The sequence below is a fragment of the Actinomadura chokoriensis genome (assembly GCF_041463665.1).
GTDB lineage: Bacteria > Actinomycetota > Actinomycetes > Streptosporangiales > Streptosporangiaceae > Spirillospora > Spirillospora chokoriensis_A.
This window is the reverse complement of the sequence record NZ_JAXCEJ010000001.1, coordinates 637,240-659,240: the sequence shown is the minus strand read 5'-3', so window position 1 is coordinate 659,240 and position 22,001 is coordinate 637,240. Positions and strand designations below refer to the sequence as shown.

The 22,001-nt window shown below is 73.5% G+C and carries 15 protein-coding genes; 6 read left to right on the top strand and 9 right to left on the bottom strand.

Features of this window, described 5'->3' with window-relative positions; all coding sequences use genetic code 11:
• Positions 1-14 precede the first annotated feature (14 nt).
• A complete protein-coding gene (locus SM418_RS03075; RefSeq protein WP_371938417.1) occupies positions 15-2,372 on the bottom strand; it encodes a phosphoketolase family protein in 2,358 nt (785 codons plus the stop codon).
• Positions 2,373-2,847: 475 nt separating this feature from the next.
• On the opposite strand from SM418_RS03075, the gene SM418_RS03070 reads away from it, so the two are divergent.
• Entirely contained in the window at positions 2,848-4,140 is a 1,293-nt protein-coding gene (locus SM418_RS03070) for an amidase (protein WP_371938418.1), read from the top strand.
• A 41-nt stretch (positions 4,141-4,181) separates the two neighbouring features.
• Here SM418_RS03070 and SM418_RS03065 read toward each other — a convergent pair whose 3' ends face one another.
• The 3 genes from SM418_RS03065 to SM418_RS03055 form a co-directional block, all read right to left on the bottom strand.
• Positions 4,182-6,899 carry an AAA family ATPase gene (locus SM418_RS03065; RefSeq protein WP_371938419.1) on the bottom strand — a complete coding sequence of 906 codons (2,718 nt, stop codon included), beginning with the start codon at positions 6,897-6,899 and terminating at the stop codon, positions 4,182-4,184.
• A 111-nt stretch (positions 6,900-7,010) separates the two neighbouring features.
• On the bottom strand, positions 7,011-7,949 hold the full coding sequence (locus SM418_RS03060) for a serine hydrolase (protein WP_371938420.1): 939 nt from the start codon (positions 7,947-7,949) through the stop codon (positions 7,011-7,013).
• A gap of 50 nt (positions 7,950-7,999) precedes the next feature.
• A complete protein-coding gene (locus SM418_RS03055; RefSeq protein ID WP_371938421.1) occupies positions 8,000-8,962 on the bottom strand; it encodes a LysR family transcriptional regulator in 963 nt (320 codons plus the stop codon).
• A gap of 113 nt (positions 8,963-9,075) precedes the next feature.
• Here SM418_RS03055 and SM418_RS03050 point away from each other — a divergent pair, with 113 nt between their 5' ends.
• Positions 9,076-10,728, top strand: coding sequence for an Rv0361 family membrane protein (locus SM418_RS03050; RefSeq protein ID WP_371938422.1), 1,653 nt, complete (start codon positions 9,076-9,078; stop codon positions 10,726-10,728).
• A 22-nt stretch (positions 10,729-10,750) separates the two neighbouring features.
• Here the strand turns inward: SM418_RS03050 and bla are convergent, their stop codons facing one another.
• The 3 genes from bla to SM418_RS03035 form a co-directional block, all read right to left on the bottom strand.
• Positions 10,751-11,689 carry a class A beta-lactamase gene (gene bla, locus SM418_RS03045; RefSeq protein WP_371938423.1) on the bottom strand — a complete coding sequence of 313 codons (939 nt, stop codon included), beginning with the start codon at positions 11,687-11,689 and terminating at the stop codon, positions 10,751-10,753.
• A gap of 107 nt (positions 11,690-11,796) precedes the next feature.
• Positions 11,797-12,831 (bottom strand): magnesium transporter CorA family protein, encoded by a 1,035-nt coding sequence (locus SM418_RS03040; protein WP_371938424.1) that lies wholly within the window; start codon positions 12,829-12,831, stop codon positions 11,797-11,799.
• Between the two features lie 7 nt (positions 12,832-12,838).
• On the bottom strand, positions 12,839-13,861 hold the full coding sequence (locus SM418_RS03035) for a LacI family DNA-binding transcriptional regulator (RefSeq protein WP_371938425.1): 1,023 nt from the start codon (positions 13,859-13,861) through the stop codon (positions 12,839-12,841).
• 125 nt (positions 13,862-13,986) lie between these two features.
• Here SM418_RS03035 and SM418_RS03030 point away from each other — a divergent pair, with 125 nt between their 5' ends.
• Positions 13,987-15,186 (top strand): MFS transporter, encoded by a 1,200-nt coding sequence (locus tag SM418_RS03030; RefSeq protein ID WP_371938426.1) that lies wholly within the window; start codon positions 13,987-13,989, stop codon positions 15,184-15,186.
• A gap of 60 nt (positions 15,187-15,246) precedes the next feature.
• Here SM418_RS03030 and SM418_RS03025 read toward each other — a convergent pair whose 3' ends face one another.
• A complete protein-coding gene (locus tag SM418_RS03025) occupies positions 15,247-16,959 on the bottom strand; it encodes a dolichyl-phosphate-mannose--protein mannosyltransferase (protein ID WP_371938427.1) in 1,713 nt (570 codons plus the stop codon).
• Between the two features lie 131 nt (positions 16,960-17,090).
• Here SM418_RS03025 and rsmI point away from each other — a divergent pair, with 131 nt between their 5' ends.
• A complete protein-coding gene (gene rsmI, locus SM418_RS03020) occupies positions 17,091-17,936 on the top strand; it encodes a 16S rRNA (cytidine(1402)-2'-O)-methyltransferase (protein WP_371938999.1) in 846 nt (281 codons plus the stop codon).
• 140 nt (positions 17,937-18,076) lie between these two features.
• Positions 18,077-18,379: a hypothetical protein gene (locus SM418_RS03015; RefSeq protein ID WP_371938428.1), complete on the top strand. Its 303-nt coding sequence runs from the start codon at positions 18,077-18,079 to the stop codon at positions 18,377-18,379.
• Positions 18,380-18,397: 18 nt separating this feature from the next.
• On the opposite strand, the gene SM418_RS03010 is transcribed toward SM418_RS03015, so the two are convergent.
• The gene (locus SM418_RS03010) at positions 18,398-19,897 is read right to left on the bottom strand and encodes a hypothetical protein (protein ID WP_371938429.1); all 1,500 of its coding nucleotides are present in this window, start codon (positions 19,895-19,897) and stop codon (positions 18,398-18,400) included.
• Positions 19,898-20,606: 709 nt separating this feature from the next.
• Between SM418_RS03010 and SM418_RS03005 the strand changes: the two genes are divergently transcribed.
• The gene (locus SM418_RS03005) at positions 20,607-21,953 is read left to right on the top strand and encodes a glycosyltransferase family 2 protein (RefSeq protein ID WP_371938430.1); all 1,347 of its coding nucleotides are present in this window, start codon (positions 20,607-20,609) and stop codon (positions 21,951-21,953) included.
• Positions 21,954-22,001 lie beyond the last annotated feature (48 nt).

Sequence of the window (22,001 nt, the reverse complement as noted above, 5' to 3'; positions counted from 1 at the left end):
GGCAGGGCCCCTCCCTAGTACGGCCACGTCCAGTCGCTGATCTCCGGCGCGTCCGCGCCGTGCTCGCGCGTGTAGGCGCGCATGGCGAGCCGCTGGTCGGACATCCGCTGCCGGATGTGGGCGACGCGCCCGCCAAGGGACGGGACGCGGTCGATGACGTCCATCACCAGGTGGTAGCGGTCCAGGTCGTTCAGCATGACCATGTCGAACGGCGTGGTGGTCGTCCCCTCCTCCTTGTAGCCGCGGACGTGCAGGTTCGCGTGTCCGGCGCGCCGGTACGTCAGCCGGTGGATGAGGTACGGGTAGCCGTGGAACGCGAAGATCACGGGCTTGTCGGTGGTGAACAGGGCGTCGTACTCGCGGTCCGGGAGACCGTGCGGGTGCTCGCTCGGCGGTTGCAGCCGCATGAGGTCGACGACGTTCACCACCCGGACGCGCAGCTCGGGGAAGAGGCGGCGGAGCAGGTCGACGGCGGCGAGCGTCTCCAGGGTCGGGATGTCGCCCGCGCAGCCCAGCACGACGTCGGGGTCCTCGCCGCCGTCGGTGGACGCCCATTCCCAGATGCCGATGCCGCGCGTGCAGTGCGCGACGGCCGCGTCCATGGGCAGCCAGTTCAGCGCCGGCTGCTTCCCGGCGACGATCACGTTGACGTAGTCGCGGGACCGCAGGCAGTGGTCGCCGACCGACAGCAGCGTGTTCGCGTCCGGCGGCAGGTACACCCGGACGATCTCCGGCTTCTTGTTCAGGACGACGTCGAGGAAGCCGGGGTCCTGGTGGGTGAAGCCGTTGTGGTCCTGCCGCCACACGTGCGACGACAGCAGGTAGTTCAGCGACGCGATGGGCCGCCGCCACGGCAGCCGCCGGGTCACGTTCAGCCACTTCGCGTGCTGGTTGAACATGGCGTCCACGATGTGGATGAACGCCTCGTAGCTGTTGAAGAGCCCGTGCCGTCCGGTGAGGAGGTAGCCCTCCAGCCAGCCCTGGCACAGGTGCTCGCTCAGCACCTCCATGACCTGGCCGGACGGGGCCTGGTGCTCGTCGGTCGGCAGCCGTTCGCCCGCGAACACGCGGTCGGTCACCTGGAAGACGTCGCCGAGCCGGTTCGACGCCGTCTCGTCCGCGCCCATGATCCGGAAGTTGGACGGGTTGGCCTTCACGACGTCGCGCAGGAACGTGCCGAGCGTCCGGGTGGGTTCGGTGAGCGTCGTGCCGGGCTTGTCGACGCTCACGGCGTAGTCCCGGAAGTCGGGGAGGGCGAGCGGCTTCAGCAGCAGGCCGCCGTTCGCGTGCGGGTTGGCGCTCATCCGCCGGTCGCCCTCGGGGGCGAGGAGGCGCAGCGCCTCGGCGGGACGCCCGTCCTCGCCGAACAGCTCGTCCGGACGGTACGAGCGCAGCCATTCCGCGAGCTGCTCCAGATGCTCGGGGTTGTCGCGCACGCCCGAGAGCGGAACCTGGTGGGAGCGCCACGTGTTCTCGACGGGCAGCCCGTCGACCTCCTTCGGGCCCGTCCAGCCCTTCGGGGACCGCAGCACGATCATGGGCCAGCGGCGCCGCGCGGACGTCCGCCCGGACCGGGCGGCGCGCTGGACGGCGGCGATCTCGTCGAGCGCCTGGTCGAGCGCGGCGGCCATCTTGCGGTGCATGGACTCCGGCTCGTCCCCGCTCACGAGGAGGGGCATGTACCCGTACCCGTCGAACAGCTGGACGAGTTCCTCCTCCGGTATCCGCGCCAGCACCGTCGGGTTCGCGATCTTGTAGCCGTTGAGGTGCAGGATCGGCAGGACGGCGCCGTCCCGCACCGGGTCCAGGAACTTGTTGGAGTGCCAGCTCGCCGCGAGCGGCCCGGTCTCCGCCTCGCCGTCCCCGACGATGCACGCGACGACCAGGTCCGGGTTGTCGAACGCCGCCCCGAACGCGTGCGCCAGCGAGTACCCGAGCTCGCCGCCCTCGTGGATGGACCCGGGCGTCTCCGGCGCCACATGGGACGGGATGCCGCCGGGGAAGGAGAACTGGCGGAACAGCCGGCGCATGCCCTCCGCGTCTTGCGACACGGCCGGGTACACCTCGCTGTAGGTGCCCTCCAGCCACGCGTTCGCGACGGCCGCCGGACCGCCGTGCCCCGGCCCCATGACGTAGATCATGTCGAGGTCGCGCGCCCTGATCGTCCGGTTGAGGTGCGCGTAGCAGAAGTTCAGGCCGGGCGAGGTGCCCCAGTGCCCGAGCAGCCGCGGCTTGATGTGCCGGGGCGCGAGCGGTTCGCGCAGCAGCGGGTTCGCGAGCAGGTAGATCTGCCCCACGGACAGGTAGTTGGCGGCTCTCCAGTACGCGTCGATCGCCCGTACCTCGTCATCGGACAGCACGGAGTCGGCCATGGCGCGTTCCTTCCGGTGTCGGTCCCGCATCGGGGAGATCACGTCCCCAGGATCGTCGCGATCAACCGTAGCGATCAACCGCCGAGGAGAGCCCATCACGCGGGCGATGCCGCGGCCAGGGCCGAAGGTCCCCGGCGCCTCCGGGGCCGGACGCCGCGGGCGCCCGGCGCCGGAGGCACCGCGATCACAGAGTGGACGTCGACCGGTTACAGAGGCGGTGTCCGGTACGGGCTCCGCCTCGCCCCCCAGCGAACCGGTGGGAGCGTCTCCACTGGGCGCGTTGAAGCCTGCCGCGTACTCGCGCGTAGGTTCGCCGGTCCGGGCGTCCGGTCGGTCGGCGGTAGGGCGCCTGCGACGAGTGGTCGGCGCAGAGCGACGAGTCGCGGACGGAACGCCGCGAAAGGGATGCCGATCCGTTCCGCGCGGGCCCCGGTGTGCTAGGTAGAGCGATACGGCTGATCAATGAGGAGGCGGTATGGGCGGGTTCTTCGCCGGACGGACGCTGGCGGACCTCGGGCGCGCTCTGCGTTCGGGGGAGGAGACGGCTCAGGGGCTGGTCGCGCGCGCCCTGGAATCGGTCGACCCGGACCTGAACGCCTTCGTGACCCTCGACCCGGAGGGCGCCACGGCCGCCGCCAGGCGGGCGGACGAGGAGCGGGCGTCCGGCATCGACCGGGGCCCGCTGCACGGTGTCCCCGTCGCGGTGAAGGACATCATCGACGTCGCCGGCCTGCCCACCGGGATGGGATCGGCGCACTTCGACGGCAACGTCGCCGCGGGCGACGCCGAGTGCGTGACGATGCTGCGGAACGCCGGCGCCGTGATCGTCGGCAAGACGGGCACGCAGGAGTTCGCGTTCGGCGCCACCGGCGACGTGTCGGCGAGCGGCCCGGTCCGCAACCCGCGCGACCGGGAGCGGATGTCGGGCGGCTCCAGCAGCGGCAGCGCCGCCGCGGTCGCCGCCGGGACGGTCCCGCTCGCCCTCGGCACGGACACCGGCGGGTCGGTGCGCATCCCGTCCGCGTTCTGCGGGGTCGCCGGGTTCAAGCCCGCGTACGGCGCCGTCCCCGCCGGCGGCGTGTTCCCGCTGTCGCGCTCGCTGGACCACGTGGGCGTCCTCGCCGCGACCGCGGCCGACTGCTGGACCGCCTTCCGGGCGCTGACCGGCCCGGCGGAGGCCGTCCCGCCGCCCGCGGAGCGCGCCGTGCCGGACGGCCGCGCCGCATGGATCGAGCCGCCCGCCGGCGACCCCGAGGTGGTGGCGGCCGTCCGGGCCCTGTTCCCGGACGCGCCCGCCGAGCCGCTCGACTTCGCCGGGCTCCGCGAGGTGTTCATCGCGATCGAGTTCAGCGAGGCCTACGACGTGCACGCCGAGCGGATGGCCGAGGCGCCCGACCTGTACCAGCCGGCGACGCTCGGGCGGCTGCGGGAGTCGGGCCTCATGCCGGGCTGGCGCCTCGTCCGGGCGCTGCGCGAGCGGGACCGTTTCGCGCGGGAGGTCGCCGAGTTGCTGGACCGCCACGACTACCTGGTGATGCCGACCATGCCGATCACCGCGCCGAAGCTCGGCGCGACGGAGGTCGAGTTCGGGCCGCTGACGGCGCTGCTGGTCAGCCTTACCTCGCCGTGGAACGTGCTGGGCCTGCCCGCGCTGAGCGTCCCCGCCGGAACGGTCCACGGCCTCCCGGTCGGCGCCCAGCTCGTCACCCGGCGCGGCGCGGAGAGCGTCCTGTTCGACGCCGCCGAGCGCTTGGCCCGCCCGGCCTGAAGACAGGCGGTCCAGACGGAGCTGCCCAGAGGGAGGGCCCTCTACAGGTAGAGGCCGAAGAACTCCTCCGGGTGTTCCAGCAGCGGCGGGAGGTCGTCGGCGGTGAGGGTGATCAGTTCCTGCCGCGTGGGCGTCGCGGCGCGCTCGTCGCCGTGCTCCTTCCGCAGGCGCTCCTTGCGGGCCTGGACGGCGGCGGACGCGACCCGGTCCGCCTGGTTGGCGACGGCGACGTCCAGCATGTTGCGCATCAGCCGGCCGTTGCCGAAGGACGGGCCGCGGGGCGCGCGGCGCAGCATCGTCGCCAGCAGGTCGTCGGTGCCGGGCGCCAGCTCGAACCCGTCCGCGGCGGCGAGCTGCCCGAACACGGTGATCAGCTCGTCGTCGGTGTAGTCGGGGAAGTGGATCTGCTTGGGGAACCGCGAGTCCAGGCCGGGGTTGGCGACGAGGAACTCCGCCATCTCCTCCTGGTACCCGGCCACGACCACCACGAGGTCGTCGCGGTGGTCCTCCATCAGCTTGACCAGCTCGGCGATCGCCTCGTGCCCGTAGTCGCCCTTCAGCGGCGACTGCGTCAGCGTGTACGCCTCGTCGATGAACAGGACGCCGCCGAGCGCCCGCTCGACCAGCCGCCGCGTGCGGGGCGCGGTCTGCCCGATGTACTCGCCGACGAGATGGGCGCGGGACGCCTCCACGAGATGCCCCGACGACAGGACGCCGAGCCGCTTGTAGATGCGGCCGAGCAGCCGCGCCACCATCGTCTTGCCGGTCCCGGGGTTGCCGGTGAACACCATGTGCCGGGTCGGCGGGGTGATCGTCAGCCCGGACTCGCTGCGCAGCCGCGCCGCGTGGGTTCCGGCGACCAGCAGCGCGATCTCGTGCTTGACCGTGTCGAGGCCGGTGAGGTCGTGCAGTTCCGTCAGCGGGTTGCCGGCGGCCCGCGAGGTGTCCAGCGTGTCGGGGACGTCCTGCTTGCGGACGAGGAGTTCGGCGCCCGGCGCGAGCCGCTCCCGCACCGCCGCGACGACCTGGTCGGCGAGATGCGGCGCGAGCCGCGCGTTGCGGAGCGTCTGCATGGGCGGCGTCGCGGCCAGCAGCGCGCCCGCCGCCGCGACCGCCTGGCGGGTGCCGCGGGCGCCGCGGGCGGTCAGCGCGCGGCGGAACAGCTCCGCGTGCCCCTCCTCGGTGAACGGCAGCGTCCGCGCGATCCGGAACAGCTGCGGCAGGACGGGATTGATCTCCCGGATCCGCTCCTCCCCGCCCGTGTCGCACAGCGCCACGAGATTCAGGTCGGGGTGGACGGCGAGGAGCCGGTGCAGCTCCGCGGCGAGGGCCTCCCCGTTGCCGGGGTCGGCGACGATCCCGTCCAGGCCGTCGATGACGAGCAGCCGGTCGCCGGCGCAGTCGCGGGCGTCGGCGTGCAGCCGGGCGACGGCGTCCGGCAGCCGCTGCCCGGAGAACAGGTTCTCGGTGACCCAGTGCGGGTCGCGGCCGAGCGCGAGCGCCCGCCCGAGCTCCTGCGCGGCGTCCCGCTTGCCGGTGCCGTCCGGCCCCGCCAGCAGCAGCCGGACGGGTTCGCCGCCGCGCGTCAGCTCGTCCAGCGCCGCGGTCACCTCCGGTTGCTCGACCAGCGTGGTCGCCAGCTCCGGCCGGGCGGCGGCCTGGCCCGCCTTCCCCGCCGCCTCCGCCGCGGGGACGCTCCGCAGCGTCTCGGTCAGCGGGTTCACCACGCGGCGGCGCGGCGCGTACAGGCGGCGCAGGTCCGTCTGGAACTGGCCGACGGGGATCCACTCCGCCTTCGGGAACCACGGGTCGCCCGGCAGCCCCTGCACGGTCGCGACGAACCGCATCGCCATGTCGAGCCATCCCCGGCACGCGTCCGCCGCCCCCGCGACCAGGGCGCGGGCCAGCCAGGCCCGCGTCCGCTCCTGCCACACGCCGGCCTTGAAACCGCGGCCCTCCGCGGCGAACCGCTGCTGCAGCTCGGCGTAGCGGTCCTCGCCCAGCGCGGCCGCCAGCTCCGCCGGGACCTGGTCCATGCTGCCCTGGAGGAGCAGCTGGCTCAGGTGGGCCTCGACGCTCTCGTCACGCGGAGCCACGTCCGTCAGGTGCTCGTAGGACGCGAGCAGCCCCGCGCACACCCACTCCAGATAGCCGACCGGGCCGAGCAGCTCCGGGACCGCCGTGACGATGTCGTCGCCGGCCCGCGCATGCCAGTGCTCGCGCAGCTCCGCCTTCGGCAGGCCGCTCTCGCACTCGGGCGGGTCGTCGTAGAGGCGCAGCAGCGCCTTGCGCCGCTCCTCCAGCGGCTCGATGCCCTCCAGGACCGACAGGCAGTCCCGCGCCAGCTCGATCGCGAGCCCCCGGTCCGGCGCCTCGATCAGCCAGTCCACCGGCGGCCGCCACCGGCCGCCCGGCGCGTCCCAGCGGGTCATCCGGGTGCTGAGCGGCCCCGGGTTGACCAGGTGCCGGTGGAGCAGCCGCTCGGGGAGCTGCGACCACGACCCCGCCTTGATCGCGCCGCCGCCCGGCAGGAACGCCAGCATGCCGAAGATCTCCGCGGTGACGAGCGACGCCGGCAGCGTCAGCAGCTTGTGCTCGTCGGTGGTCAGGTCCACGGCCCGCGGGTCGGCCGCCAGCCCGTCGATCCGCGCCGAGATCTCCTCGAACAGCCCGTCCGGGACGCGCCAGGGACCGTGCGAGTAGACGTCGAGCACCGGCTCGTCGGTGAGCAGTAGCTCCAGATGCTCTGGCAGCCGCAAAGAACACTCCCCAAGACAGTCAAAACCGGGGTACAGCCTATGTATTGCGGGGGAGTGCTGGCCCAGCGGTCACGCGGATCGGCGGTATCGGATGCGCCACGTTCCGCACCTTCAGCGGCGGCGGAGGGACTCGACGGCCAGCCGCGCCGCGGTGCCGATGACGGCGTCGGCCTGCGGCAGCACGGCCATGGGGAGGGGAGAGCGGGTGAAGACCGCCACGGCGTAGCGGGCGCCGTCGGGGTACTCGACCGCCCCGACCTCGTTGCGAACGGTCGGCAGCGTGCCCGTCTTGCCGCTGACCACGACGTCGTCGTAGGGGAAGCCGGACGACAGCCGGTGCGGCCACACCTGGAGCCCGAGCAGCCGCCGCATGGCCGCGCAGTGGTCCGGGGGCGCGGCCTCGTCCCGCCAGATCATCGACAGCAGCCGGGTCATGTCGCGGGGGGTGCTGCGGCTGGTGCGGGCCGGGTCGAGGGCCCGCAGCCGGCCGAGGACGCCGGGCTCGTCCAGCCTCGCCCACACGTCCGCGAAGGTGGCGGCCCCGGCGTCGGCGAGCAGGGACTCGTGCAGCTCGCGGCCGCTGACCTCGACGACCGTGTCGGGCAGCCCGAGCGCGGCGGCCGCCGCGTTGACCGCGTCCCGGCCGACCCGGTCGAGCACGGCGTCGGCGGCGGCGTTGTCGCTCACGGTGATCATCAGGCAGGCGAGGTCGCGCAGCGACATCCGCACCTCGTCCAGCATCGCCGACACCCCCGTCGGCCCGGCGGTGCGATCGAGGGGGGACAGCGTCACCTGCTCGGCGGGATCGAGCAGCCCCTCGGCCGCCCGCCGGTGGAACGCGACGAGCAGCGGCACCTTGAACACCGACGCGAGGACCACCGGCTCGCCGGCGCGGACGGCGACCTCCCGTCCGGTGTCGACGTCGACGACGTGCAGGTGGCCGGTCACACCGGCCGACCGGAACTCCTCCTCGATCCGCTCCGCGACGTCGCTCTTGCGGGTTTCCTTCGGGGGGGCGCCCCCCCACACCTCCCGTTTCGTCTCGCTCATGCGGGTTCCCTCCGGGGGGTCGACCCCCCATACCCCCCGGTTCGCGCCGCTCATGCCAGGAATCCCGACGACGGGCGCGGGACGACGCGGCGGGCGGGGGCGGCGTCGAGCGGCGCCATCCCGGCCTCGCGGCGCAGCACGGCGGTCGCGACGGCGGCGAAGTCGGCGATCGCGCGGGCGTGCTCGGGGTCGCGGGTCCGCCGCCACGCGCACGACGTCCGCCAGGCCAGCGGCTCGCCCACCAGCGGGCGCCAGGTCGCCCCGGGAGGGTCGTCGGCGCGCGGGACGAGCGAGACGGCCGTCCCCGCGAGGACGAGGCCGAGCGCGAACTGCGGGTGCCGCGCCTCGTGGACGGCGGCGGGCGCGTACCCGTGCCGGCGGCAGCCCGCGAGGAGGTCGTCGTAGGCGCCGGGCGCCTCCTCGCGCGGGAACACGACGAGGTCGCGGCCGCCGAGGTCGGCGAGATGGATCTCGGGCGACGCGGCGAGGCCCGCGCCGGCCGGCAGCAGTACGCCGAGCGGCTGCCCGAGCATGGGGCCGAGCTCCAGGTCGCGGGAGTCGCACGGGTGCCGGACGACGCCGGCGTCCAGCGCCCCGTCGGCGAGCGCGCGGACCTGCTCGGCCGTCCCCGTCTCGCGCAGGTCGAGCCGCAGGTCGGGGCGGCGGTCCCGGAACGCGGCGATCAGCGCGGCGAGGACCCGGCCGCCGAGGTCGCTCGGCAGGCCCGCGCGCACGGTGCCGACCTCGCCGAGCCTGGCGCGTTCGGCGACGGAGTAGATGCGGTCCACGCGGGCGAGGATGTCACGGGCGTCCTCCAGCAGCAGCCGCCCGGAGGCGGTCAGTTCCACCTTGCGGCTGGACCGGTCGAACAGCCGCACGCCGAGTTCCCGCTCCAGCCGCTGGATCCGCTGGCTGAGCGGCGGCTGCGCCATGCCGAGCCGCGCCGCCGCATGGCCGAAATGCAGCTCTTCGGCCACCACGACGAAGCACCGCAGATGCCCGACGAGGTTCACGACCAGCAATGATATCCATCCGCCTATCTTTGCGACATTGATCTCAATCTTGGACTTTTCGGACGGCGGCTGGTGTCCTTGTGCCTCCATATCAGGGGGAAGGGAGATCGACGATGCGCCGATCCCGAGTGCTGGCCGTCGCCGCGATCGCGGTGGCGGTCGTGATCGTGGGGGCGGGGGCGGTGTGGTTCCTGCGCGACGGGGCGGACCCGGAGGACGCCGCCGAGCGCTACCTCGCGGCATGGAGCGGCGGTGACCTGGCCGCGATGAGGGCGCTGACCGCCGGCGCGCCCGCCGACTTCGAGCAGCGGCTCACCCGGACGCGGGACGAACTGGGCGTCACCGCGCAGCGCTACACCGTCGCCTCGGTCGGCAGGCCCGACGGAGACGAGGCGGGCGGCTCCTACAGCGCCGAGCTGACCCTCGCCGGCGACCGGAAGTGGACGTACGAGGGGTCGCTGCCCCTCGTCAGGCGGGACGGCGAATGGCTCGTCCGCTGGTCGCCGCGCGTCGTGTACCCGACGCTGCAGGAGGGGCAGCGGCTGCGCGCGTCCCGCGCCTGGTCCGGCCGCGCCGCCGTCCTCGCGGCCGACGGCAGCGACCTCGGCGCCTCGCCGTCGGGGTCCGCGCGGCAGCTCGCCGGGCCGGTCGGCGCCGCGTCCGAGGAGGCCGCGAAGAAGCTCGGCGCCCCCTACCGCAAGGGCGACCCGATCGGCGCGGACGGCCTGCAGAGGCAGTACGAGCGCCGGCTCGCCGGCACGCCCGCGCTCGCCGTCCAGATCGTGGACGAACGCGACGAGCCGGTGAAGACGCTGCAGCGGTTCGGCGGCACCGAGGGCCGGCCGGTCAAGACGACCATCGACCCGAAGGCGCAGGCCGCCGCCGGCAAGGCGCTCGCGGGTGTGCGCAAGCCGGCGTCGATGGTGGCGCTGCGCCCGGCCACCGGCGAGATCCTCGCCGTGGCCAACAAGCCCGGCGGCTACAACCGGGCGCTGATGGGCCAGTACCCGCCCGGCTCCACGTTCAAGGTCGTCACCGCCGCCGCCCTCGTCGCGGGCGGCGTGTCCCCGTCCACGAAGGTCGGCTGCCCCGCCACGACCGCGGTCGGCGGCCGGTCGTTCCACAACTACCAGCACGAGGACTTCGGGACGGTCCCGTTCCGCGAGGCGTTCGCGCACTCCTGCAACACCACGTTCGCGCGCCTCGCCGTCGACAGGCTGGGCGAGAAGCGCCTCGCGCAGGTCGCGGGCCAGTTCGGCTTCAACGTGCCGATCATCGCCGGGCTCCCCGCCGTCCGGGCCGCGTTCCCGGACAACAGGGACGACACCGCGTTCGCGTCCGCGTCCTTCGGTCAGGGCAGGGTGCTGACCAGCCCGCTCAACATGGCGAGCGTCGCAGCCGCCGCGGCCGACGGGACCTGGCGGTCGCCCCTGCTGGTCCCCGCCGCCCTCGCGAGCCAGGCCGCCGACGCCGGGGGCCGCCGGCCGGAGGCGCCGAAGAGGCTGGAGCCCGCCGTCGAGAAGGCCCTGCACGCCCTGATGCCGGCCGTGGTCAGCGAGGGCACCGCGTCCGGCGTCGGCTTCCCGGCCGGCACGGCGGGCAAGACCGGAACCGCCGAGTACGGCTCGGGGGAGGACCCGCCGACGCACGCGTGGTTCATCGGCTACCGCAAGGACGTCGCGTTCGCCGTGATCGTCGAAGGCGGCGGCACCGGCGCCGAGGCCGCCGCCCCCGTCGCCGCGAAGTTCCTCAAGGCGCTGTACTGATCGCCCTGCCGAGGGCAGCGCCCTACGACAGCGCGTGGGCGAGGATGCCGGCGGTTCGGGCGACGGCCTTGTCGTCGGCCTCGGCGTCCGGCGCCTGCTTGTTCGCGGTGACCACGATGATCAGCGGGGCGCCGCCGGAAGCGGGGTAGGCGATCGCGATGTCGTTGGCGGTGCCGTAGGTGCCGCCGGTGCCGGTCTTGTCGCCGACCGTCCAGCTCTTCGGCAGCCCGGCGCGGATGCGCGCGTCCCCGGTCACCGTCGCCTTCATCCAGCCGATGAGGCGCCGGCGGTCGGCGGGGGCGAGGGCGTCGCCCACGGTCAGCTCGCGTAGGTCCTCCGCCCAGCGGCGGGGCGCGGTCGTGTCGCGCTCCTCGCCCGGCTTCCAGTCGTTGAGGGCGGTCTCCCAGCGGTCGCTGCGGCTGACCGCGTCGCCGAGCGAGCGGAAGAAGGCGGTGAGGCCGGCGGGCCCGCCGATCTGCTTCAGCACGAGGTTGCCGGCGGTGTTGTCGCTCTGGGTGACGGCCGCGTGGCACAGGTCCGCGACCGTCATCCCGGTGTCGACGCGCTTCTCGGTGACGGGGGAGTAGTCGACCAGGTCGTCCTTCGTGTAGCGGACGACCTGGTCGAGCAGGCCGGGGGCGTCCTGACGCGCCTTCCGCAGCACCGCGCCGCACGCCATCGCCTTGAAGGTGGACGCGAACGCGAACCTCTCGTCCGCCCGATGGGAGACGGTGCGGCCGGTTCCGGTGTCGATCGCGTAGGCGCCGATGCGCGCTTGCCGGGTCCGTTCGAGGCGGGTCAGCTGCTTCGTGACCTCGGCCTGCGGCGGGGTGAGCCGGGGCGCGTCGCCCTGCGGCACCGCGTCCCTCGCGGCCGGGGCGGCGTCCGCGCCGCAGCCGGCTGCGGAGAGGGCCAGGACGGCGGCGGCGAGCGTCCGGAGAGCGGGAGCGTGTTTCGTCATGCCGGTGAGCAGACCAGAGCCGCGAAGGCGATGTCCACTATCGATATCGGTCGCCGACCGATATGCGCCCCTTGTAGTCATGCGCCGTAACCTGCCCGGCGCGCCGCTCAGAGCCAATCGCGGATCTTGAAGATCACGTAGAGGAGGGTGCTGCAGACGACGATGATGACCGTGCTGGCGATGAAGCCGGCGTGCTCGGAGAACCCGGGATACGGGACGTTCTGGCCGTAGAACCCGGTGACGGCGGTCGGCACCGCGATGATCGCCGCCCAGCTCGTGACCTTCTTCATCACCTCGTTCATCCGGTTGCTCTGCAGCGCCAGCCGCGTGTCCAGCAGGTCGGCGACGAGGTCGCGCAGCGCGTCCGTCTGCTCGCCGACGCGGAGCGTGTGGTCGTAGACGTCCTGGTAGTAGGGCATCAGCGGCGGCGGGACGATCGGCAGGTCGCGCCGGAGCAGCGTGTTCAGCACCTCCCGCATCGGCAGCGCGACGCGCCGCAGCCTGGTCAGGTTCTTGCGCAGCCGGTAGCTGCGCCGCTGGATCTCCTTGACCGGGAACTCGTCGGCGAAGACCAGGTCCTCGACCGTGTCCGCCTCGTCGTCGAGCGCCTGCACGGCCTCCAGTTGCAGGTCGACGACGTAGTCCAGCAGCCCGTAGAGGAGGAAGGCGGCGGTCGGCTCGCGGAGGCCGCCGTCCGGGCTCTCGTCCCACCGCCTGATGAGCGCGTCGATGTCGAAACCGTGGTCCTGGCGGACGGTGACCAGGGCGCGCTCGGCGATGAACGCCGACACCTCGTGCAGGGCCAGGTCGCCGCCGGACACGTGCGGAACGTAGACGTTGAGGAACGCGTAGCCGTGGTAGCGGTCGAGTTTCGCCCGCTCGTGCCGGGACACCGCGTCCTCCACGGCGACGTGGTCGAGGCCGAGCTCGTCGCTGACGACACGCAGATCCTCGTGGCGCGGCCCGCACAGGTCGAGCCACACGACGACGTCCGGGCGCGCCAGGTAGTCGCTCACCTCCGCGACGGGGAACCCCTCCGCCTCGATCTCGCCGTCGCGCCACGCGCGCGTGCGCGGCGGCGCGATGCCGAGCCGGTTCGCCGGATCCCCATCGGTGTCTGTCTCGGACGGATGGGCTCCCATGGACCTCTCATACCCCCTTCGTGGCGGCCCGCGGCGGTGCCGTCGAGGCGCGGGCGATCAGCTCGCCGGGCAGCACCCGGGCGGCGGGACGGCGCCCCGCGAGCAGGTCCAGCAGGGCGGTCATGCCGCGGGCGCCCAGTTCCTCGGCGGGCAGCCGGACGGTGGTCAGCTCCGGCTCCAGGGCGGTCGCCAGCAGGACGTCGTCGAACCCGGTGACCGACAGGTCGGCGGGGACGTCGAGGCCGAGCGCCCGCGCCGCCTTGTAGGCGCCCGCGGCGATCAGGTCGTCGTCGCAGACGAGGGCGGTCGGCGGGTCGGGGGCCGACAGCAGCCGTAACGCGGCGTCCTTCGCGGACGTGACGTCGATGGCGCAGGTGTCCCGGGTGAGGACGCCGCCGGGCAGGGCCGCGACGGTGCGGGCCAGGGCTTCGGCGCGGGCGTGGAACGTCCACTGGTCGACGGCGGCGGCCACGTGCCCGAACCGGCGGTGCCCGAGGCCGGCGAGGTGCCCGGCGATCGCCCGCATCCCGTCGGCCACGCCGAAGTCGACCGTGGGGACGGGGGCACCGGGCCGGACGTCCGGGCCGCTGTCGAGCATCACGGCGGGCGTCCCGGGGAAACGGCCGAGCGCGTCCACGGCCATCGAGGACGCGAGGACCCCGTCGATCGCCTCGGCCGACCCGAACGGGCTGTCGGCGGGCCCCTGCGCGTCGTCCGGCCAGGTCGAGACCACGACGCCGAAGCCGTGCCGGGCCGCGACCCGCGCCGCGCCCGTGTAGACGGGGCCGAAGAACGGCGCGGACAGGGTCGGGACCATCAGCAGGACGGTCCGGGTGGTGCCGAGCCGCAGGTTGCGGGCCGCCTGGTTGGGCCGGTAGCCGAGCCGCTCGGCGGCGTCCCGCACGCCGCGCGCGGTGGCGGGGGAGACGCGCCCGCTCCACTTGCCGCCCAGGACGAGGGAGACCGTGGACTGCGAGACCCCGGCCTCCTGGGCCACGTCCTTGCTGGTGGGGCGGCTGATCGCGGGCACCCGGCACCTCCCTCGGCGCACCTCGGCGGACATTGTGACGAAAACAGACTAGAGCGGAAGCCGCCGGAAGTGGTACGTATGACGCGACGGGTAATACGTATGACGGGATCTTCGGGGGCCATCGGATGCGCGGCTACGTCGTCTTCCTGCGGAGGCCGTACGCGGGACGGCTGCTCGGCGGCACCCTGCTCGGCCGGCTGCCCAACGGGATGGGCATGCTCGCCGTCGTCCTGCACGTCCGCGCGGACGACGGCGGCTATCCCCTCGCCGGGACGCTCGCCGCGATCCTCGGCCTCGCGACCGCCGCCGGCCAGCCCGTCCTCGGCCGCGCCATGGACCGCTACGGCCAGCCGTCCGTCCTGCTGCCCGCCTCCTGCGCCGCCGCCGCGGGCTTCGTCCTCCTCGCCGTCGTGGGAGCCGACCCGCTGCCCGTCGCCGTGGCCGCCGTCATCGTGGCGGGGTTCGCGACCCCGCCGCTGGAGGCCGGGCTGCGCGCGCTCTGGCCGGACGTCCTGGACGGCCAGGAGCAGGTCGACGCCGCCTACGCGCTCGACGCCGCCGCCCAGGAGATCCTCTTCACCGTCGGGCCGCTGCTCGTCGTCGCCGCGGCGGTGCTGAACACCGAGGCCGCGCTCCTGCTCACCGGGGCGCTCGGCGTCGCCGGGACGCTGGTCGTCGCGCTGTCCGGGCCGTCGCGCCGCTGGCGCGGCGAGCCGCGCGCCGCCGACTGGGCCGGGCCGCTGCGCTCCCCGGGCCTGCGGGTGCTGCTGCTGTCGCTCGCCTGCGCCGGGATCGCGCTCGGCGTCTACGCCGTCGCCGTCGTCGCCTACGCCGAGGATCGGGGCAGCGACCTCGCGTCCGGGCTGCTGCTGGCGTGCATGGCGGCGGGCGCCCTCGCCGGCGGGATCGGGTACGGCGCCCGGCCGTGGGCGGGCGAGCCGCACCGCCGGCTGCGCTGGCTGCTGGCCGCGCTCGCCGCCGGATACCTCCCGCTCGTCCTCGCGCCGTCCCTTCCCGCCATGTCGGTGCTGGCGTTCGTGTCCGGCGTCTCCCTCGCCCCGGTGCTGGCGTGCAGTTTCGCGCTCGTCGACCGGCTCGCCCCGGCCGGGACCGTCACCGAGGCGTTCGCCTGGGTGGTCGCCGCGATCGGCGCGGGCGGGTCGCTCGGCTCGTTCGTCTCCGGTGTCGGGCAGGACGCGGCGGGCGTCCCGGGCGCGTTCGCGGGCGCGGGCGTCGGCGGCGTCCTCGCCCTCACCCTCTGCCTGCTCGGCGGGCGGACGCTCCGCCCTGCCGCGCGGGCCGCCACCGCCGAGGCGACCCTATGACGAGGGATAGGGCGCGCGGGATATGGCACGGGATGTGACGAGCGGCGCGGCGGCCCCGCGTCACACCCAGGACTGGAACCAGATCCGGTCGTGCCAGTCGTCGTAGGGAAGCGTCTGCGCCGACAGGATCGGGTAGAAGTAGGCGAAGTTCGCCAGCACCACCAGGAGGAACGCGCCCGCGGCGGCGGCCCCGACCAGCCGCCGCATCCCCGCCCCCTGAACGGTCGCGGACGGTACCGGGTGCGCCCCGCCGTCCTCATAAGGCCCAGCGTCCCCGTACGGCCCGCCATAAGGCTCGGGATACAGGTCGGGCGCGGTGGCATGGCCCTCTCCGGGACCCTTCGCATGGGCGCCCGCCCACCCGGCGGGCGCCGGACCTATCAGGTACCCGAGCACCAGCACGACCGCCAGCACCATGAACGGGATCAGCGGCGTCGCGTAGAACAGGAACATCGTCCGGTCCGCGAACGCCGACGGGAACCAGGTCAGCCAGCCCGCGAGGAAGCCCACCAGGATCGCCCCGGCCCGCCAGTCCCGCAGGATCAGCCAGAGGAAGACGACGACGACCAGCGCGATGAGCGCGCCCCACCACAGCGCGGGCGTGCCGATCCCGAGGATCTCCCGGGAGCAGCGGGACGCGCCGCAGCCGCCCTTCGGCTCGGTGTAGAAGAACGCGACCGGACGGCGCAGGATCGGCCAGTCCCAGGGCCACGACTGGTACGGGTGCTTCGCGTCCAGGCCGGTATGGAAGCCGAGCATCTGCGAGTGGTAGTCCCACAGCTTCGGCATGGCCTCGAACGGACGCCACAGCAGATGGTCCGAGGCCGTGCCGCGGCCCCAGCCGCCCGGCTTGAAGATCCACCCCCACCAGGTCGCCAGGTAGGTCACCAGACCCACCACGACGAGCTGCACGAACGCCGGGACGGCCTCCAGCAGCATCGTCCCGGCGAACGGGGCGCGCACCCCGGCCGCGCGGCGGGCGCCGTAGTCCCACAGGACGACCATCAGCCCGAACGCGGCGACGTAGAAGACGCCCGTCCACTTGGTGGCGCAGGCCAGGCCGAGGCAGATCCCGGCGCCCCACCGCCACCCGTGCGCGAGGAACGGCCCGTACACCGAGGTCTGGCCGCGCTCGATCCGCCCGGCGAGGACGCGGCGGGACCGGAACCGGTCGTTCACCAGGCACGCGAACCCGGCGAGGACCCAGAACATCACGAAGACGTCCAGCAGCGCGGCGCGGCTGGTCACGAACGCCAGCCCGTCCAGCGCGAGCAGCAGCCCGGCGGCGCAGCCGAGCAGCGTCGACCCCGTCATCCGGCGGGCGACCCGGCAAAGGATCAGCACCGACAGCGTCCCGACCAGCGCGGGTACGAACCGCCAGCCGAACGGCGTCGCGCCGAACATCCACTCGCCGATCGCGATCATCCACTTGCCGAACGGCGGATGCGCGACGAACGCGGGCCCGCTGCCCCAGATGTGCGCGTCCGGGTCGGCGATCAGCAGTTTGTCGGCGTTGTCGACGGTGTTGTGCTCCCAGCCGAACCTCAGCAGGGCGAGCGCGTCCTTGGCGTAGTACGTCTCGTCGAAGACCACCGACTTCGGCGACCCCAGCCGGTCGAACCGCAGGTACCCGGCGAGCGCGGTGACCAGCAGCGGGCCCAGCCAGGACAGCAGCGCGCCGCCGGGGATCGCGGGCGCGAGCCACTCCCGCAGCGGGGGAGGCAGGCGCCGCGACGCGATGGCCGGGGCGGGGACCAGATCCGTCGTCGCCATCCAGTCATCGTAAGGGCGGCGCCGGGTGAGGGGGACGCCCCCTGGAAGCCGGTTCGCCGGGTATGCCCGCCGCGCTCACCGGCGCTCGCTCCGCGGGCCTGCCCGTGCTTTGGGGGCTCGGGTCTGGTCCAATAGGGCGGGTGACGGGGACCTTGCTGCTGGCGGCGGCGCCCATCGGGCGGCCGGAGGACGCGTCGGCGCGGCTGCGGAAGGCGCTCGCCGACGCGCCGGTGATCGCGGCCGAGGACACCCGGCGGCTGCGCCGGCTCGCCGCCGACCTCGGGGTGGAGCCGGCCGCGCGCGTCGTGTCGTACAACGACCTGAACGAGCGGGCGCGCGCCGCGGGGCTGGTCGAGGAGCTGCTCGCCGGACGGGACGTGCTGGTGATCACCGACGCGGGCATGCCCGGGGTGTCCGACCCCGGCTACCGGCTCGTCCGCGCGGCCGTCGCCGAGGGGGTGCCGGTCACGGTGCTGCCGGGGCCGTCCGCGGTGACGACCGCGCTGGTGGTGTCGGGGCTGCCCACCGACCGGTTCTGCTTCGAGGGCTTCCCGCCGCGCAAGCCGGGGGAGCGGGCCCGGCGGTTCGGCGCCCTGGCGGGCGAGCCCCGCACGATGGTGTTCTTCGAGTCGCCCCGCCGGCTGCCCGCCACCCTCGCTGCGCTGGCGGACGCGTTCGGCGCCGACCGTCCGGCCGCCGTCTGCCGCGAGCTGACCAAGACCTATGAGGAGGTCAGGCGGGGGACGCTCGGCGAGCTGGCCGCGTGGGCGGCGGACGGGGTGCTCGGCGAGATCACGCTGGTGGTCGGGGGCGCGCCCGAGCCGGCCGGGCTGAGCGATCCGGCCGATCTGGCCGCGGCCGTCGCCGTCCGGGAGGAGGCCGGGACGCCCCGCAAGCAGGCCATCGCGGAGGTCGCGAAGGAGAACGGCGCCCCGAAGCGCATGGTTTACGACGCGGTCGTCAAAGCCAGGAAATAGTGACCGGCATGGGACCGGTCCATCCGGTTCTTTCTGGGCATAACAGGGATCGGTGGCGGCAGACGGGCGCACGATGGGCTCGGCGGAGCCACCATGGAACTGGATGCGGTGCACCGGACGCGCGCGAGGGGGTGAGTGCCGTGCAGGAAGCATGGTCGAGCCACGAAGTATGGGTTTTCGAGTGCCTGAGCTGCGCGACGACCTGGAACGAGGAGTACGAGGTCCGCCACTCCAGCGACGGGCACGGCAACGAGGCGGTCATCTACGAGCGGCGCGGCCAGCCCTGCACGACGCCGTGGATGGACCGCAGCTGCCCGACCTGCGGCAGCCAGAACGTCAAGGCGCTCTCGGCGATGCGGGGCAAGAAGACCGAGATCCCGAAGGCCCGCAGCGGCAGCGACGTGGCGATGGTCTTCCACCTCCGCCGCATGCACGCCTGGTAGCCCCGGCGTTCCAGGAGACTACTTCGCCGCGACCTCCGGGGCCTTAGCCACGACCTCCGAGGGCTCGGCCGCGACCTCCTGGGGCGTGGCCTCGATCTCGGGCGCCTTGGTCTCGATCTCGGGTGCGGCCGCCGGCGCCTGCTGCGCGCCGCGCCCGCCCCGGAGCCTGCGGCCCCACCCGGCGACCGCCGCGCGCACCTCGGGCGTGAACGCCATCCCGGCGGCGAGCGCCGCCAGCGGGACGGCGGGCAGCACGTACCGGTAGTCGAACTCGGCGGTCGCCGCCGGCGCGAGCAGCAGCCCGGTGCCGAGCGTCCACGGCAGCAGCGCCTCGCCGCCGAACCGGCGCCACAGCGGGACCAGCCCGGCCAGGCCGAGCAGGAGGATCCCGCCGAGCAGCGTCCCGCGCAGGTAGAAGACGTCCTGGTAGCCGCGGACGACCCCGGCGAACGGCTCGACGACCTGCGTCTGGGCGTTGCCGCGCTCGTACGCCTTGGCGTCCTGGGAGGCGATCCCGCCGCCGGGCATGTGCCAGTCCGGCAGCTTCTTGCTCTTGGTCTCGAACTCGTACTGCGAGTAGGTGGCGGGGTCGGGGAAGACCGTCCGCTCCCACCGGAAGACCCGGAAGAAGTCGTGCGCGACGACCCGGAGGTAGTCGCCGGGCTGCGCGACGATAGCCCGCTTGGCGAAGTCGTTGCCGAGCGCGTTGTTCTCCGGGCTGAACCGGGTGCCGGTGTAGCGGTTGAAAGGCGACTGGGCGTTCCAGATGCCGTCCTGGGAGTTGGGCAGCCGGTTCGCCGGCTCGGTGCACAGCGGGTACTCGTAGACCGGCAGGTCCTTCATCTGGTGGCAGTCGGCGAACTTGTAGACCCGCGCGTACAGGAAGATCCCGTTGCTCTCGGTGATCGTGAACTTGCCGCTGTCGAGCTTGTACCAGCCCATGTACGCCAGCACCGGCAGCATGCACGCGGCCAGCGTGATCGCGATGGGCCGCCAGCCGGCGCGCCGGACGAGCAGGTAGGCCAGCACGCCGAGCAGCACCGGCATGCCGACCGAGCGGGTCAGCCACGCCAGGCCGACGATCAGCCCGACCGCCGCGGCGACCTGCCAGGTCGGGCGGTCGCGCCACAGCAGCAGCGTGACCGCGCTCATCACGAGGAAGGTGAACAGGGTGTCGGACAGGACGAGGTGCTCGAGCTGGATCTGGTAGGCGTCCAGCAGGACCGGCGCGGCGGCGAGCGCCGCGCCCCAGCCGGGCAGCCCGAACCTGCGCCGCAGCAGCGCGTAGATCATCACGCCCATGGCCAGGCCCATCAGGTGCTGGACCGTGGCGACGAGCGCGAAGCTGTGCAGCGGCTTGAGGACGTACAGCAGGAACGCGTAGCCGTCGGGGCGCAGCGGATGCGGATAGGGGTGGGTCGCGACGTGCAGGTAGTCGAAGCTGTCGTTGAAGAACATCACCGGCTGGTAGCCGAGCATCGCCGTCAGCCGGAGCAGTGCCGCTGTGGCAATGATCACACTGAACAGCGGATGCCGGCGCGCCAGCGTCCACAGTCCGCGTGCGCGTCCCTTAGCTCCCGAACCGCCCGCATCTTCAGAAATTCCGGCGGTTTTCTCGTGCGTTGGCGTGTCGCCGCTCTTTTTCCCGGCGAGCGTGCGCACCTTCTTCAGGACGGACCCGGCAGAGGATTGGGAGCCGTCCTTAACTTTTGCGTCAGGATTTCCCGCGGTGCTCACCGGGTCCGGCGTGTCGCCCCCGGAAGGGCTCCGCGCCGCGTTCTGCCCGGCATTCCCGCCGACCGCGCTGACCTCGGCGGACGCACCGCCGCCGGCGGCCCCGCAGGCGCCCGGCGCGTCGCCCGGCGCGGTGCCGCCTCCCCCGTCCAGCGCGGTGCCCTGCGGCGTTTCCCCCGCCACTGCCGCACCTCCCCTTCGGTGTCCGGCCCCCGGTCCGGTGGCACTGCTCTTCCCGCCGCGCGTCACAGCCGACCCACCCTTTCCGGGCCGCCGTGCCCGTATGCTTGATGACATAGCCTGCCGCCCGCGACCGTGGCGGAGAGGGTCTTTCGGTTGCAAGTGCGCAACACGATACGGGTGCTCTTGACGAGAGCGGCCATCATTGCCCGCCCTCGGCGGGCATCATGAACGACGATGTACCGCCCCGCGGAACAACTGAGATTAGTGGAAACCGCCGCAGACGGTCACCAGGGGTAACGAAGGAGATCACGTGGAACTCTCCGTAGTGATGCCATGCCTGAACGAGGCCGAAACGGTCGAGACCTGCGTCCGCAAGACGATCGGCTTTTTCGAGGACAACGGTATCGACGGCGAGGTGGTCATCGCCGACAACGGGAGCACGGACGGCAGCCAGCAGCTCGCCCGCGACGCCGGCGCGCGCGTCGTGCCGGTGATCGACAAGGGGTACGGCAACGCCCTCATGGGCGGCATCCGGGCCTCGCGCGGCCGCTACGTCGCGATGGGCGACGCCGACGACTCCTACGACTTCACCACCCTCGGCCCGTTCCTGGACGAGCTGCGCGACGGCGCCGACCTCGTCATGGGCAACCGGTTCAAGGGCGGCATCGCCGACGGCGCCATGCCGCCGCTGCACCGCTACCTCGGCAACCCGGTCCTCAGCTTCGTCGGCCGGCTGTTCTTCCGCAGCAAGATCGGCGACTTCCACTGCGGGCTCCGCGCCTTCGACAAGGACGCCATCATGCGGCTCGGCCTGCAGACCGGCGGGATGGAGTTCGCCAGCGAGATGGTCGTCAAGGCGACCCTGCAGGGCTACGACATCCGCGAGGTGCCGACGACGCTCTCGCCGGACGGCCGGTCCCGCGCCCCGCACCTCAACACCTGGCGGGACGGCTGGCGCCATCTCCGCTTCCTCATGCTCTACAGCCCCCGCTGGCTGTTCCTCATCCCCGGCCTGGTCTTCATGACCCTCGGCCTGCTCGCCGGGATCGCGCTGTCCACCGGCCCGGTGATGGTCGGGGAGATCGCCTTCGACGTCGACACGCTGGTCGGCGCGTCCGCCGCGCTGGTGATCGGCTTCCAGGCGGTGCTGTTCGCGCTGCTCACGAAGGTCTACGCGATGCAGGAGGGATTCCTGCCGCACGACCGCCGGGTACAGAGGCTCATCGACTGGTGGAGCCTGGAGCGCGGCCTGCTCATCGGCGGGGTGCTCGCAGTCGCCGGTCTCGGCGGCATGTTCGCCTCGCTGCTGCACTGGCGGGTCAACAGCTTCGGCGAGCTCGACCCGCGGCACTCGCTGCGCATCGTCGTGCCCGCCGCCACCGCGCTCGTGATGAGCTTCCAGGCCATCTTCGCCTCGCTGTTCGTCAGCATCCTCGGCATCCGCCGCCGCCAGCACCCGCCGCTCACCGACCCGGCCGAGGAGGCCGCGGGCGTCGTCGACGCCGCCGCGTACAAGGCCAGGCGCGCGGCCGTGAAGGCGGAGCCGGAGCAGGCCGGGGCGGCCGGGCAGGCCGACGAGCCGGTCCCCGCGGGCAAGCCGGAGGGTTCGGCGGCGCGGGAGGCGGACGGCGACGAGAGCGGTGCGGCCGAGCGCTGACGGCCCCCGCTGAGAAGTTGCTGAGCGTTTCCGGGCCGGGCCCCGGCG